This window comes from Pseudomonas abyssi (genome assembly GCF_003444685.1).
GTDB classification, from domain to species: domain Bacteria; phylum Pseudomonadota; class Gammaproteobacteria; order Pseudomonadales; family Pseudomonadaceae; genus Halopseudomonas; species Halopseudomonas abyssi.
Map to the genome: position 1 here is coordinate 482685 of NZ_LMAZ01000003.1, position 14744 is coordinate 497428.

At 61.4% G+C, this 14744-nt stretch carries 10 protein-coding genes and 1 tRNA gene; 4 read left to right on the top strand and 7 right to left on the bottom strand.

Annotation, left to right across the window (positions count from 1 at the left end):
* Positions 1 to 49 precede the first annotated feature (49 nt).
* On the top strand, positions 50 to 2203 hold the full coding sequence (locus ASB58_RS12925) for a TonB-dependent receptor (RefSeq protein ID WP_118131126.1): 2154 nt from the start codon (positions 50 to 52) through the stop codon (positions 2201 to 2203).
* A gap of 71 nt (positions 2204 to 2274) precedes the next feature.
* Here the strand turns inward: ASB58_RS12925 and ASB58_RS12930 are convergent, their stop codons facing one another.
* Positions 2275 to 3957: an amidohydrolase gene (locus ASB58_RS12930; RefSeq protein WP_181977930.1), complete on the bottom strand. Its 1683-nt coding sequence runs from the start codon at positions 3955 to 3957 to the stop codon at positions 2275 to 2277.
* A gap of 150 nt (positions 3958 to 4107) precedes the next feature.
* On the opposite strand from ASB58_RS12930, the gene ASB58_RS12935 reads away from it, so the two are divergent.
* On the top strand, positions 4108 to 7065 hold the full coding sequence (locus tag ASB58_RS12935; protein ID WP_118131128.1) for a DUF748 domain-containing protein: 2958 nt from the start codon (positions 4108 to 4110) through the stop codon (positions 7063 to 7065).
* 102 nt (positions 7066 to 7167) lie between these two features.
* Positions 7168 to 7244 (top strand) — tRNA-Met (locus ASB58_RS12940).
* 100 nt (positions 7245 to 7344) lie between these two features.
* Here ASB58_RS12940 and ASB58_RS12945 read toward each other — a convergent pair.
* The 5 genes from ASB58_RS12945 to ASB58_RS12965 are packed head-to-tail and all read right to left on the bottom strand — an operon-like array spanning position 7345 to position 12037.
* Positions 7345 to 8343: an isocitrate/isopropylmalate family dehydrogenase gene (locus ASB58_RS12945; protein ID WP_118131129.1), complete on the bottom strand. Its 999-nt coding sequence runs from the start codon at positions 8341 to 8343 to the stop codon at positions 7345 to 7347.
* Positions 8340 to 9239, bottom strand: a complete 900-nt coding sequence (locus ASB58_RS12950) for a DMT family transporter (protein WP_118131130.1) — start codon at positions 9237 to 9239, stop codon at positions 8340 to 8342. The genes ASB58_RS12945 and ASB58_RS12950 overlap by 4 nt, the downstream gene beginning before the upstream one ends.
* Positions 9240 to 9261: 22 nt before the next feature.
* The gene (gene rimI / locus ASB58_RS12955) at positions 9262 to 9714 is read right to left on the bottom strand and encodes a ribosomal protein S18-alanine N-acetyltransferase (protein ID WP_118131131.1); all 453 of its coding nucleotides are present in this window, start codon (positions 9712 to 9714) and stop codon (positions 9262 to 9264) included.
* Positions 9711 to 10496 (bottom strand): SPOR domain-containing protein, encoded by a 786-nt coding sequence (locus ASB58_RS12960; RefSeq protein ID WP_118131132.1) that lies wholly within the window; start codon positions 10494 to 10496, stop codon positions 9711 to 9713. The genes rimI and ASB58_RS12960 overlap by 4 nt, the downstream gene beginning before the upstream one ends.
* A complete protein-coding gene (locus ASB58_RS12965) occupies positions 10496 to 12037 on the bottom strand; it encodes a 2-isopropylmalate synthase (protein ID WP_118131133.1) in 1542 nt (513 codons plus the stop codon). The genes ASB58_RS12960 and ASB58_RS12965 overlap by 1 nt, the downstream gene beginning before the upstream one ends.
* 214 nt (positions 12038 to 12251) lie before the next feature.
* On the opposite strand from ASB58_RS12965, the gene ASB58_RS12970 reads away from it, so the two are divergent.
* Positions 12252 to 13910, top strand: a complete 1659-nt coding sequence (locus ASB58_RS12970) for a long-chain-fatty-acid--CoA ligase (protein WP_096003326.1) — start codon at positions 12252 to 12254, stop codon at positions 13908 to 13910.
* Positions 13911 to 13965: 55 nt separating this feature from the next.
* On the opposite strand, the gene ASB58_RS12975 is transcribed toward ASB58_RS12970, so the two are convergent.
* Positions 13966 to 14580, bottom strand: coding sequence for a class I SAM-dependent methyltransferase (locus ASB58_RS12975; RefSeq protein ID WP_118131134.1), 615 nt, complete (start codon positions 14578 to 14580; stop codon positions 13966 to 13968).
* Between the last annotated feature and the right edge of the window lie 164 nt (positions 14581 to 14744).

Below are 14744 nucleotides of genomic sequence, written 5' to 3' on the forward strand. Positions count from 1 at the left end.
AGTTAGCACTGAAAACTACAAATCTGCCAATCACCTCAGGGATCACATAATGAAAACCTACAAGGCTCACCGCCTGGGTGGCGCCCTGCTCGCCTCCCTCAGTCCCGGCCTGGCACTAGCCGCCGAACCGACAGGCAACAGCACCACGCTGGCGCTGCCGGAAATTCTCATCACCGGCCAGAAAATCGAACGCACCCAACTGGAAACCGTTGCCAGTGCGCTGGTCGTCGAGGGTGATGAGATCAGCGACGGCACACGCATGGACAACCTCTACGACCTGATCGAGAGCGTGCCCAACGTCAGCAATACCAGCGGCTTCAACAGCCTGTCGATTCGCGGCATTGCCAACGCCGGCCCAACCGGCGCAGACAACGGCGCCGGCACCATTGGCGTGTATATCGACAACGGCCTGCTGACCAGCCGTAGCATTCAGGACAACGCCATCAGCACCTGGGACCTGGAAAGCGTTGAAGTCCTGCGCGGCCCGCAGTCCACCACCTCCGGACGCAACTCACTGGCCGGCCAAATCACTCTCAAGACCCGCGATCCTGAGTTCGCCAGCAATGGTGCGGCCAAGATGGCCTACGGTGAAGACCACACCTACCAGACCGCGATCATGCAAACCGGGCCGCTGACTGACAACCTGGCCTATCGCATAACCGGTGACTACCAGCATACCGACGGCTTTGTGAACAATGAATTCCTGAACCAGAGTGACTTCAACAGCAGCTATAACGGCAACCTGCGCGGCAAGCTGCTGTACCTGCTACCGAGTGACGGCGAGCTGCTGCTGAGCCTGAGTCACAACCGCTTTCGCGAGGATGGCGACGCCGCAGTTGATGATCGTCAGAGTGGCCGCGAAAGCCGTCTGAATTACCCCAGCACGTGGGAGACCGTGAGCGACAGCGTTTCCCTGAGCTTCAAGCAACCGTTGAACGACCGCCTCAGCTTCGAGGCCAATACCGGTTTCGTGCAGAGCGACTTTGAGCGCGACAACGACTTTGACGGCAGCCCGGGCGAAGCGACCCTGCAACAGGAAACCGACGACTACACCTTTAATCAGGAGTTTCTGCTGCATTACAACGGCGATCGCCTGCGCTCGGTAACCGGCCTGTATCTGGCCACCGGCAAGCTGGATGACGGCTATACCACCAATAACGTGGAGCTGGATACGGGTGGACTGCTACCCATTCCTATTGCGCTGAATTCCTCTAACTACACCGAGGAAAGCTACAAAAACGCCGCGCTGTTCGCCGACATCGACTACCACCTGACCGACCAACTGGTGCTGCTGGCGGGCCTGCGCGCCGATTACGAGGAGCGCGAGAGCGACGTCAGGACCACCATCGAGCGCGCCACGTCCTATGGGCCCGGATTCGACCCGCTGATCGATGGCTTCCTCGCCGGCCTGATCGGCCCGGGCCAGCAGGACGGCAAGACCGATGCCTTCAACCTGCTGCCCAAGCTCGGTTTCAACTACCTGTGGAGCGATACCCTGTCGACCGGCTTCCTGGTCCAGCGCGGCTACCGATCGGGTGGCGTGTCTACCAACCCGATCCGTGGCCAAGTGCAGGAGTACGACGAAGAGTTCACCACCCACTACGAGTCGTCCCTGCGTGCGCTGCTGCTGGACCGGCGTCTGGCGGTCAACGTCAACCTGTTCTTTACCGACTGGACCGATCAGCAGGTAACCATCGCGCCACCCGGCGCGTTTCATCCGCTGGACCGTTTTGTCGTCAACGCGGGCGAGTCGCACGTGTACGGCTTTGAGCTGGAGGGCAAGTACGCCGTCAACCGCAACTGGGATCTATCCGCCGGCGTGGGCTACAGCAAGACCGAATTCGACGACTTTGAGAACAACGGTGTCGATTATTCCGGTGAAGAGTTCCAGTTTGCCCGCAACTGGACCGGCAATGTGGCCAGCACCTGGCGTTTTGCCAACGGCTGGTTCCTCAACGGTAATGTCTCCTACGCCAGCGAAGGCGCTAGCCTGCTGAACACCCCGGACACCGAAACCGACGCCTACGCGCTGGTCAACATGAAGGTCGGCTATGAGCAGGACAACTGGGGCGCCTACCTATACGCCAACAATCTGTTTGATCGCGAATACCGTACCGAGCGGTTCCGCGAAGACTCCACCTACGGCAATGCAGCCTATGGCGACCCACGCGCCCTGGGTGTGGTGGCGACCCTGTCCTGGTAACACCCACCTGCGGCGCCAAGCACTCGGCGCCGCACACCACCCGCGGCCGCGCAATGCGCGGGCGACGCTCCTTACTCCCGGCGATACTGCAGTGCGCCAGCCAGGTAGACCTCTTCCACCTTTAGTGCGCTCAGCCTCTTGGCCGGTACCGCGTAAGGGCTTTGGTCAACAATCTGCAGATCGGCCCACTTGCCCACCTCCAGACTACCCGCCTGCTGGTCAATGCCCAGTTGCCAGGCCGCGTTGATCGTCATCGCCCGCAGCGCCTGCTGCACAGTGATCGCCTGCGCTGCGTTCAGCACTTGCCCACTGGAGGTTTGCCGGGTGATTGCTGTCTGCATCAGGCTGAAGCCTTCGGTCGGAAACATCGGGCTGTCGGCATGCAGTGACGGGTGCATCTGCAGCTCAAAGGCGCGACGTACCGGCAACACCTGCTGGGCCACATGACGACCGATAATCGAGTCCGCCAGCCGGTCGCCATAGTAGAGAATGTGGTTGATATGAAAGCTCGGACTCACTCCCCGCTCGGCCAGCGCCGGCAACAGGTCCGGCGGCAATAGCACAGAATGTTCAAGCCGCACCTGACGTTGGCCAGCCCCGGCTGGCAAGGCCTCCAGTATGGCCCTGGACACCTGCCGATTGGACTCGTCGCCCTGGCTGTGAATCGCCACCTGCCAACCTGCACGGCTGTAGTGGCGCAGGCGCTCGACCAGCTCCTGCTGAGCGATCATGCCAGCGCCGTGACTACCGGGCTCGATACCCAGCTTCTTGCCTAGCTCGCTGTCCAGATACGGCATGGATGTCAGCATGCTGCCGGTGTAGGGCGAGCCGTCGTGCCAGAGCTTTACCCCCAGTACCCGAAAATACGGGTCATCGTGGTCCGGCGTATCGGGTAGATACTGCAGTTCGCTGTCGACCAGATAGAAGAACTGGCGAATACGCGGTTGAAAATCCCGCAGCGCCACCAGCCGAGCCAGCCAGGGCGGCAGGTTGTAGCCCAGCGAGGCAACCGAGGTAAACCCCTGACTCAGGTAACCATCAAGCGTCTCGCCGTAGCGGCCAGCCAACCCCAGCGGCGCACGCAGCCCCTCGACAAAGGGTGCCATCGCGCGAGTCTCGGCAATAAACCCGGTGAATCCGCCATCGGCGTCGCGCTCGTAATAGGAGCCGGTGCCCGGGTCCGGCGTGGCAGCGGTGACTCCCGCTTCACGGAAGGCCATGGAATTGGCCCAGGCCGAGTGCAACGTCTGGGAAATCAGCACCACAGGGTTATCAGGGGCCAGCGTATCCAGTGCCTCGCGCATCGGCACCTGAAGATCCGGCACCAAAATCGCGTCCAGACCGCCAGCATAAACCCACTCGCCGGGAGGTGTAGCGGCTATCGCCTGACGCAGCGCCGACCACACCTGCGCATTACTCTGGTGGGTAAAGCCGGACAGGTCATGTGCTCCGGCAAACACCGCCGTCAGCGTCGGGTGCTCGTGTGCCCCGACAAAGCCCGGCAACAGCGCACGGCCTTGCAGGTCAACCAACTGCGTATCAGCAGTGCGGTGCGCCATCACTGACGCAACGTCGCCCACGGCGACAATAACCCCCTCTTTGACGGCCAGCGCCTCTGCTACCTGATCCTGCTGATTGACCGTCAGCACCGAGCCACCATAAAAGATCAGGTCGGTAGACGGCGGCCGAGTCAGCCACCACCCGGTCAACAGCACCAACATCAGCAATAACATCCCGATACCCAGCTTGCGCATGCCGCTTTCCTTATTATTTTTGTTGTACCGCGTTATTGTAAAAGCCCGGCCCCGACCGGCACATGACATATACGCCAGACGCAAGACCAGCGGCAAAGCGCTAGTCTCATGCCATACTCATCTGGTGCCCCTGTTTGCGACGATATTCCCATGCGCTTGAGCAAGAAAAGCCTGCTGGTTTCGCTGTTGATCGCAGCCTTTGCCTACACCCTGATTGGCGCGCTGCTGCTACCAGCCACCGTGCTGCACATTGCCAACCAGCAGCTGGCCAAACTGACCAATGCACCAGCCAAACTGGAGCGGGTCGAGTTCAACCCGTTCAGCTTTGAAGCCACCCTGTGGAACCTGCATATCGGCGAGCCAGACGCGCCGCAGATCGCCTTTCGCCGCCTGTACGCCAACCTGTCGCTGGACAGCCTGTGGCGCGGCGCACTGCATCTGACCGACATAGAACTTGAGCGCGCTCACGGCGACGTCCGTTTTAACCGGGACGGAGAGCTGAATCTGCTGCAGCTGTTCAACCTGCCCGAGCGCACCGAGCCAGAGCCCCCCGCAACCGACTCTCGCCCCTTCCCCGTTGAGCTGGATCGCATCGCGCTGATCAAGAACAGCCTGTTCTTCGAAGACCAGCGCACCAGCGAGCCGGTGGTCTTTGCCTACGACAACCTGTCGCTGGAGCTACACCACCTCAGCACCTTGCCCGACAACAACAGTAACATGACCCTCACCGCCAGCGGCCCGTACGGCGCACGCCTGGACTGGCAAGGCTCACTGAGTCTGCTGCCGCTGCGCTCCAGGGGCCATGTCAGCGTTGACGCTGCCGAGCTGCAAACCATTTGGCCGTATGTGCGCGAACGCCTGGCCGTTACCCTGCAAAGCGGCGCACTGAGCGCCAGTACCGACTACCAGATTGACCTGTCCGAGCGCACGGACGTCACTCTCAGCAACGCGCAGCTGACCCTGCAGGACTTCAATCTGCAGACCGCGCAAGCGCCCCTGCTGCGCATCCCCACACTGAACATCGCCGAGGGCTCGCTGGACCTGGCTCAGCGCCGGGCGCGCCTAGGCACGATAAAAAGCGAGGGCCTTGAGGCCTGGGCCGCACGCACCGAGCAGGGCGAGATCGACCTGCTAGCCCTGCTGCCCCCCGCCGACGAAGCCGCGGCAGCGGACGCGAACAACAGCAGCGCCGAAGACCAGGGCACCGCCGCTGACGAACCGGCCAGCGACTCAACCGCAACACCCTCAGCAACCGAACCTGCAGAGCCACCGCCGCCCTGGCAACTGCAGGTCGCAGCGGCTGACCTAAGCAATTACCAGCTGCACCTGCAAGACCGCCAGCCAGCCGAAGATGTGAAACTGGAACTCGCACCGCTGAACCTCAGCCTGCGTGACTTCGACAGCCTGGGCCAGGCGCCCTTTCAACTGTCGCTGGACACCGGCGTCAATGGCAGTGGGCAGCTACAGGCCAGCGGCGACGTTACACTGACGCCGCTCACGGCCAACCTGCAGGTCAACACCCGCGACCTGAACCTGCAGCTGGCGCGCGCCTACGTTGAACCGCTGGTGCGCATCCAGCTGCGCAGCGGCCTGCTCGGCAGCCAACTGCAGGTACAGCTCAAAGGCTTGCAGCCACTGGACATCGGCGTTAGTGGCGACGCCCATGTCAACCAGCTGCACATTGTCGACAGCGCCCGCCAACGCGACCTGCTGAAATGGCAGCGTCTGGACCTCAGCGGCATCGACTACCAGACCGATCGCCTGAGCATCGACGGCGTCACCCTGCAGCAACCCTACGTGCGCTTCATCATCAATGAAAACCTGACCACCAACTTCAGCGGCCTGTTGGTCGAACAACCAGTAGCATCAGCGCCCCGAAGCCAGCCACCAGCGAGCGACAAGTCCCCCTTGGCCCTGCGCATCGGCGGCATCCGCATCAACGATGGCTCCGCCAACTTCGCCGACTTCAGCCTGACCCCCAACTTTGCTACCGCACTCGGCCAACTCAACGGCAGCATCGGCACGATCGACAACCAGCGCCCGCTGGTCGCCAGTGTGGCTATCGAAGGCCGGGTAGACCGCTATGCACCGGTCACCATCCAAGGCGGCCTCACCCCCTTCGATCCGCTTAACAGCCTCGACATCGCCACCCGTTTTCGCAACGTTGAACTGACCACGCTCACACCCTACTCCGGCAAGTTTGCCGGCTACCGCATTCGCAAAGGCCGTCTCAACCTCGACCTGCGCTACCGTATCGAACAGGGCCAGCTGAACGCCGAAAACAAGCTGCTGCTCGAAGGCCTGCAACTGGGTGAGAAAGTGGATAGCCCGGATGCGGTCGACCTGCCGGTGCGCCTGGCTGTCGCGCTGCTCAAAGACACCAAAGGCAATATCGACCTCTCGCTACCGGTCTCCGGCAACCTCGAAGACCCGCAGTTCAGCGTCATGCCGATAGTCTGGCAAACCCTGCGCAACCTGCTGCTGCGCGCCACCCAGGCGCCCTTCAAGTTTATCGCCGGCCTGGTCAGCGGCGATGATCAGGACCTAAGCCAGGTCAGCTTTGCTCCCGGACAGAAAGAGCTGGACGCCAACGCCCAGCGAACACTCGACACGCTGGCCAGTGCCCTGCAGGAACGCCCGGCCCTGACCCTGGAAATCGAAGGCCTCAGTACCGTGCAGCAAGACGGGCCACTGCTGGCGGCCGCACGCCTGGAAGCGGAGTATCAGCGATTGCTGTACCAATCCTTGCAACGCAGCGGCGCCCGCGTACCGGCCAGCCCCAATGAGCTGGTCGTGGAGGAAGACGACAAACCCGCGCTGCTTGAAGGCATCTATCGCACGCGACTGAAACGCCAGCCACCACCAGAATGGAGCGAGCTGGACCGCGAACAACGTGCGGCGCAGCTACGCCAAGCAGTGCTCGACAACTGGAGCAACAACGACCTCATGCTGCGACGCCTGGCCCAGGCCCGCGCCGCCGAGATCAAAGCCTACCTGGTCGAACGCGGCGGCCTGGACGCACAGCGCCTCTACCTTATCGACGTCAGCACCTCGGACAGCAGCGGCACAGAAGCCGTCACCGTCCCCTTGCACCTGGATAGTCAGTAGGGCTTTCGAGACGGCCGGTTAAGCGATTGAAATGGCAGCCAAAAAATTAAGGCAACAGGCTTGACAAGGTATCCGCCAAAATGAATAATGCGCGCCTCGGATGGCTACATAGCTCAGTTGGTTAGAGCACAGCATTCATAATGCTGGTGTCCCAGGTTCAAGTCCCGGTGTAGCCACCAACCTTTTCAAAGGCTTAGCTTCGGCTAGGCCTTTTTTTATTTCTGCTCCCCTCCTCGCCTCTCCAGCGGCCCACGGCAGTCTGCTGGCGAGTCCGCACCCTCAGCCAAGCCGCGCCAGCACGCCGTCGGCGATGGTGCGAGTGGTGCGGTCGCCAAAGTCGACAGTGCCGGCGTCTTGCAGAAAGTTCGCAACGGCGGACTCCAGCCGGTCTGCCAACGCGGGCAGGTGCCAGTAGTAACGCAGCAGCAGCGCGGCACTGAGCAGCGCCGCCAAGGGGTTAGCTCGGCCGGTACCGGCGATGTCGGGGGCGCTGCCGTGTACTGGCTCGGCGAGGGCAATGCCATCCCCCCAGTTGAGCGAAGGTGCGGTGCCGAGCCCACCGGACCAGTGACAGGCCAGGTCAGAGAGAATGTCGCCAAACAGGTTGGTGGTGGCAATCAGGTCAAAACGTTCCGGTGACTCCACCAGCTGCAGCGCCGCCACGTCGACCAGACGCTCGTCGACGCACTCGCTCCAACCTGCCTCGGCCAGCACTTGCCGCGCGCTGTCACGGAACAGGCCGCAGGTCAGTGGCAGGACATTGGCCTTGTGTACAAGCGTGATGCGCCGCGCATTGCGCAGTGCTGCCACCTCTGCCAGGCGCTGCGCCAGTTTTTCGCTGGCTTTGCGAGTGATCTGTCGTTCGGCAATGGCGCGGCCTTCACCGTCCATACGCTCACGGCCAATGTAAAGCCCTTCGCTGTTTTCGCGCAGAATAATCATGTCGATATGCGGACGCGGGGAAATGACCGGCCAGCTGCGTATCGGACGCAGATTGCAGTGGAGGGACAGTTGCTGACGCAGCGTGAGGATGGCGCTGCGATAGCCGGCAACCGCATGGGACGGCGAAGACACCGCGCCAAAGATGCCCGCGCCGCATGCACGCATGCTCGTCAGCGTCGCCTCGGGCACTGCGCTGCCGCTGCGTTCGAAGCAGCCCCAGCCCGCCTCGGCGGATTCCGTAGCCAGGTCCGGCAACAAGCGCCTGAGGGCATCGACTGCCACCGGCACAACTTCTGCGCCGATCCCGTCGCCGGCAATAACACATAGTCGCTTCATGCCTTGCGCCCCTGCCAGGTCGCCAGCACCAGGCCAGCGAAGGTCAGGCTGCCGCCCAGCAGGTGATAGCCATGCAACTGCTCACCCAGCAGCAGCACACCAAACAACGAGGCGAATACCGGCATCAGGTAGCTGAAGAGAGACGCCGTCCCCGGCCCCAGCACCTTTACACCGTTATTCCAGGCGGAATAGGCCACCAGAGAAGCCATCACCGCGGTGTACAACACAGCGCCCACCGAGACGGCAGACAAGGGCATGGTCGCGCCCTGACCGACTTCCCAGAGGTAGAACGGCAGCAGAATCGGCACGCCGAACAGCAGCATCGCCGCCAGCAACGTGAAGCCCGGCAACGGCACCGGCCAGCGCCGCAGCAGCACGGAATACAGGCCCCAGGTAAGTACGGCCAGCACCATGATCAGATCACCCCGATTCATGCCCTGGGCAAACACCTGGGTCGGCTCACCACGCCCCAGAATCAACAGCAGCCCACAGAATGACAGGACAGTGCCGCCAAGCGTCAGCCGGGTAGGCCATTGGCGTAGCAGCAGGATCGACCAGATGAAGGCGGCAACCGGCAGTCCGGTGTTAACCAGAGTGATATTGATAGCCGTTGTGCTTTGGGCTGCCTGGTACATCAGGGTGTTATAGGAGGAAATGCTCAACGCAGCCAGCAAGGCGATGCGCGGCCAATGCACAACGAGCACGTCACGGTGCCGCATCAGGCTTGGCAATGTGAACGGCAGCAGCAGGGCCAGCGCCACCACCCAGCGCCAGAATGACAAGCCGACCGGCGGCAGCATGCCTGCACTAGCACGCGCGACCAGGGCATTACCGGCCCAAGCCAATGCGCCAATAACCAGCCCGCAGACAGCCCCCTTGCGTGTGGCAAAAAACATGGTCTCTCCCGTTGGCTCGCGGTCAATCGAGCAGCGAGTAGGCCATCACCAGCGCGTCCTCGCGCCCGCCAACGGCCGGGTAATAATTGCGCCGCCGGCCAATCTCGTTGAAGCCGTAGCGCTCATAGAGTCGCGCGGCGGTTTGATTGGAGGCGCGCACTTCAAGGAATGCTTCGGCGGCGTCACGCAGCCGAGCCTGAGCCATCAGATGATCCAGCAGCGCATAGCCATAGCCATTGCCCTGGCTTTCCGGCTTGACCGTGAGGTTCAGCAGATGCGATTCGCCTGCGGCGGCGGACAACACCCCATGGCCTACCTGCTGTCGACCACTGAAGGCCAGCCAACACTCATGTCCGGATTGCACGCAATCCAGGAAGATGCCCCGTGTCCAGGGGTGACTGAAGGCGGCGAACTCGATCGCCAGCACCGCATCCAGATCTGATTCCTGCATGCGGCGGAAGCTCAGTTCGCTCATTGTGTCTCCTGCCAACGCGAACGCACACGGCGCAGCAGCGCCCACAGCTCAGCCTTGCTCGCCGGGCGGCGCAGCAGAGTATCCAGGTCGGGCGCAAACCAGGCGGGCGGCAGATCATCCAGCGCTTCTTCGCAGCCAAGCAGGCTATCTGCCTGCGCCAGATCCGCGTCTACCAGCAGCGTAGTCGCGGACCCAAAGCAGCCGAGCGATACAACGCCACCACCCTCAACTCGCCTGCGCATGAAAGCCTGCAAGCCCAGGCTGGCGGCGCCGGCGCTGCGATCAAGCTGCGGGTTACGGTTCAACGGCCAGCGAAAGTCGCCAAGCAGCGATGGGCGATCCGGCAGCTGCACCGCGCGCAGAATATCCTGCAGCAAAAGAAACCCGGGCATGGCGCTTTCCAAACCAGGCTCGGGGGCTTCAATCAACAACAGGCAAGGTCCGGACTGCCAGAGTTGTAGATAGAAGGGCGCAACCGGCTCAGCGGCCGGACCAGTGGGTTGCGTTACCTGAGGCGCAGCGGGCTCCGGTGTGGCTACCGGCGCAGGTGCCGACATCTTGGGTTTGCCGGGACGTGGCACCTCAATACGCGCTGCGGTGCTGGGCGCAGCTTCTCGAGTCAAACCGGCTGTAGGCGACGTTTCGCTCAGCGCAGGCTCAGGTTCTGGCTCAGGCAGCAGCAATGCGGGAGGGCGCATCGGCACACCACCCAGCGGTTGGCGGGGTATCCAATTGGTAACACCCAGCGCCTCCAGATAGGCGAGACGTGTCGCTTCGTACATCAGACCCCCGCCGTCTGGGGATGCGCTCTATAAGCACCCTCGCGCATCAGGTTGAGCGCATTGATGTAGGCCTTGGCCGACGCAACAACAATGTCGGTGTCTGCCCCATTGCCGTTGACGATGCGTCCTGCCTTTTCCAAACGCACCGTCACCTCACCCTGAGAGTCGGTACCCTGGGTAATGGCGTTGACCGAATACAGTTGCAGGCTCGCGTCTGACCCAATCAACTGCTCGATGGCCTTGAACGTAGCATCCACCGGGCCCGACCCTTCGGCGCTGGCGGCCTGTTCCTTGCCGTCAACACTCAACTGCACTGCAGCCACCGGCACCTCGCCCATGCACGAGGTGACCTCCAGGTGGATCAGGCGAATGTGCTCTTCGACCTCGGTCAGCGTGTCGGTCACCAGGGCTTGCAGATCTTCATCAAAAATTTCGTGTTTGCGATCAGCCAGTTGCTTGAAGCGGGCAAAGGCCGCGTTCAACGCCTCACCCGTCAGCTCAATGCCCAGCTCTTCGAGCCGAGAACGAAAGGCACTACGGCCGGACAATTTGCCAAGTGACAGCTTGTTGGTGTGCCAGCCAACCGACTGCGCGCTCATGATTTCATAGGTCTCGCGGTGCTTGAGCACGCCGTCCTGGTGAATCCCCGATTCATGGGCGAACGCATTGGCGCCCACAATCGCCTTGTTGGGCTGAACAGGAAAGCCGGTAATGCCGGACACCAATCGTGACGCGGCGAGGATGTTTTCGGTCTCGATGCGCGTCTGCACGTTGAGCAGGTCCTTGCGCGTCTTGATCGCCATGACGATTTCTTCCAGCGCGGCGTTGCCAGCACGTTCGCCGAGGCCGTTGATAGTACACTCGACCTGCCGCGCGCCTGCGGTTACCGCCGCCAGCGAGTTGGCCACCGCAAGGCCAAGATCATTGTGGCAATGTACGGAGAAGATCGCCTTGTCGGCGTTCGGCACGCGGGTGATTATCTGGCGGATGGTGTCGGCAAACTGGTGCGGGATGGCATAGCCAACCGTATCGGGGATATTGATCGTGCGCGCGCCGGCGTCGATGGCGGCCTCGATGATACGGCACAGGAAATCGATCTCCGAGCGACCCGCATCCTCGCAGGAAAACTCGACATCCGGGCAGAGGTTGCGCGCACGCTTGACCGCCCGAACCGCTTGCTCGACGACCTGATCAGGCGGCAAGCGCAGCTTGTGCTGCATGTGAATCGGGCTGGTGGCGATAAAGGTGTGAATACGTCCGGCGTTGGCACCGGCCAATGCTTCAGCGGCGCGATCGATGTCCGCATCCACTGCGCGCGACAGGCTGCAGACGACACTGTCCTGGATAGTATCGGCAATCAGCTTGACCGCTTCGAAGTCGCCGGGGCTGGCAATCGCAAAACCGGCCTCAATCACATCGACCCGCAGCTTCTCCAGCGCGCGAGCAATGCGCAGCTTCTCATCCTTGGTCATGGACGCGCCAGGGCTCTGTTCCCCGTCGCGCAAGGTAGTATCGAAGATGATGACCTGATTCTGTGACATGTCCGCAGCCCTCCGCGACGCGTTTTCCCAAGTGCACAATGATACCCGATCCCGGCACGCAAACGGCACGCGAACTAAGCAAGGCTTATTGCCTGCCAACACCGCGAGCCAGTTTCATTTCGTCACGTTCTTGCTTTCCCTATGCTGTTACGATGCCAAGCACAACAGCCGAGCAGCGCCCAGGTCTGCTCGACAATAACAGGAGACTGAGCGCATGTTTGATCGTCATTTCGCAGTATGGCCAGAACAGGTACCCCGCGAGCTGGAGCTGCCGGCAACCAACCTGTATCACAACATCACAGTCTCCGCGCTGCGATACCCGGAACATCCCGCCATTCATTACTATGGCACCGATGTCACCTACCGCGAGCTGCAGGATCAAACCGAGCGTCTGGCCGGCTATCTTCAGCAAGCCGGCGTACAGGCCGGTGACCGGGTGCTGCTATATATGCAAAACAGCCCCCAGTACATCATCGGCTTCTTTGCCATTTTACGAGCCAACGCCGTTGTGGTGCCGGTGAACCCGATGAACCGCACCGCCGAGCTGGCCTACCTGATCGAGGATACGCAGGCCCCTGTTGCACTCTGCGGGCAAGAGCTGAGCGAATTTGTGGTGCCTCACATTGGCGAAGGCTGCCTTCGCGAAGTCGTTGTAAGCGCTTACAACGAATACATCCAGCAGCCGACTGACCTGACGCTACCCGACGTTGTCTCTGCTCCGTGCAATATCACCAAGGCCGCAGGTGTGACTCTGTGGCAGGACGCGCTCAAAGCCGAGCTGCAACCCGGCCCCCTCACTGCCGGCCCGAGCGACCTCTGCGTGATCCCCTACAGCTCCGGTACCACCGGCAACCCCAAGGGCTGCGTGCATACCCATCACAGCGTGATGGCAACAACGGTGTACGGCGCCGCCTGGGTCAATACCCAGCACAGCTGTGTTCACCTGGTATCGGTTCCGATGTTCCACGTGACGGGCATGCAGTCCTGCATGAATTCCACGCTATACGCCGGCGGCACCTTGGTGGTGATGACACGCTGGGATCGCAAGGTCGCCGCAACACTGATCGAGCGCTTGAAGATCAACACTTGGCGCAACATCTCGACCATGGTCGTCGACATGCTGTCGGATCCGGACATCGACAGCTACGACATCAGCTCCCTGACCGGTATTGGCGGTGGTGGCGCGGCCATGCCAGCGGCGGTGGCAGCCAAACTCAAGGACAAGACCGGCCTCACCTATATGGAAGGTTACGGGCTGTCGGAAACCATCGCGGCAACACATGTGAACCCACCCCAGGCGTGCAAAGCACAATGTCTCGGCATTCCCTTCATCGGCGTTGACTCTCGCGTGATCGACGTCGAAACGCTGAAAGAGGTTGAGCCCGGCGTCACGGGTGAAATCATCATGCGCGGCGAACAGATCTTCCAAGGCTACTGGAACAAACCCGAGGCGACAGACGAGGCGTTCGTTGAGGTCGACGGCGAGCGTTTCTTCCGCTCAGGCGACCTAGGTTACTACGATGAAGAAGGCTACTTCTTCCTGGTTGACCGTGTGAAGCGCATGATCAACGCATCGGGCTTCAAAGTCTGGCCAGCGGAGGTAGAGTCGCTGATGTATGCACATCCAGCCATTCAGGAGGTCTGCATCATCTCCGCCCCGCACGAACGTCGCGGCGAAACAGTCAAAGCGGTTGTCGTCCTGGCCAAGGGGCAGGAAGCAACCACAGAGCAAGACATCATCAGCTGGTGCCATGAAAACATGGCCGCCTACAAATGCCCTCAAATGGTCCAGTTCAGCGACAGCATTCCCAAGTCGCCGACTGGCAAGATCATGTGGAGACACCTGCAGGATGTAGAGTGGGGACGTGCCTGAGCCCCTTTAGACGACTCAAAGACAGAGCGCCGCAGGCGCTCTTCTTGTTTCTGCGCTACTTGATTGCAACGCCCTCGTACAGAAAGGTCATCGGACGCGGACCCTTTATGTAACCGGTGTCCAACCGTTCGATCACGAACCCAGCCTCCTGAATAAGCGCAGGAATATCCCTGTTCAGATGGCATCCGCCTGCAAGGGGCTTCCACCAAGGCGTCAAGCGGTGTTGCCAGGCCTTAACGCCTTGCTCCGGAGCAAGGCCATGCTCACAGAAAAGCAAGCGCCCACCGTCACCAAGCACGCGTTTCATCTCCCGCAGTGCCGGAATCGGGTCCTCAATACTGCACAAGGTGAACGTCATCACGATGGTGTCAAAGCGCCCGGCATCCGCATGGATACCACGAACATCGACTGCTACCATATCAACCGGGATCCCGATATCGAGACTTCGCTGCCTGGCAAGAGCCTGCATCTGCGCCGCCGGATCGACACCCGTTATCCGTGTCACGCAAGCCTTGTCGTAGTAAGCCAGATTCAGGCCGGTACCGATGCCAATCTCAAGTACATCACCCTGTGCCTGCGGGATGAGCGCGGCGCGGCGCTTCATGACATCCCCCATGCCACAGGCGGTATCGATCAACCTGGGCAGCACATACTTGTCGTATAACCCCATGGAACCTCCTGATCATGCGTCCAGCTTAGCAGTCCATCAAGACAAGCTATAGGATCAGACAAAGGGGCGCCAGTTGAGGCGCAGGCAGGAGGCAGGAGCATTGCGAGCACCAGGAGAGTCGCGGTCGACTCAAACAGTCTCGACCCGCTACCGGTCTTTTCCGC

Coding starts and splice junctions, on each gene's coding strand:
- ASB58_RS12925 (WP_118131126.1), top strand. CDS start 50: ATGAAAACCTACAAGGCTCACCGCCTGGGTGGCGCCCTGCTCGCCTCC.
- ASB58_RS12930 (WP_181977930.1), bottom strand. CDS start 3,957: ATGCGCAAGCTGGGTATCGGGATGTTATTGCTGATGTTGGTGCTGTTG.
- ASB58_RS12935 (WP_118131128.1), top strand. CDS start 4,108: ATGCGCTTGAGCAAGAAAAGCCTGCTGGTTTCGCTGTTGATCGCAGCC.
- ASB58_RS12945 (WP_118131129.1), bottom strand. CDS start 8,343: ATGAAGCGACTATGTGTTATTGCCGGCGACGGGATCGGCGCAGAAGTT.
- ASB58_RS12950 (WP_118131130.1), bottom strand. CDS start 9,239: ATGTTTTTTGCCACACGCAAGGGGGCTGTCTGCGGGCTGGTTATTGGC.
- rimI (WP_118131131.1), bottom strand. CDS start 9,714: ATGAGCGAACTGAGCTTCCGCCGCATGCAGGAATCAGATCTGGATGCG.
- ASB58_RS12960 (WP_118131132.1), bottom strand. CDS start 10,496: ATGTACGAAGCGACACGTCTCGCCTATCTGGAGGCGCTGGGTGTTACC.
- ASB58_RS12965 (WP_118131133.1), bottom strand. CDS start 12,037: ATGTCACAGAATCAGGTCATCATCTTCGATACTACCTTGCGCGACGGG.
- ASB58_RS12970 (WP_096003326.1), top strand. CDS start 12,252: ATGTTTGATCGTCATTTCGCAGTATGGCCAGAACAGGTACCCCGCGAG.
- ASB58_RS12975 (WP_118131134.1), bottom strand. CDS start 14,580: ATGGGGTTATACGACAAGTATGTGCTGCCCAGGTTGATCGATACCGCC.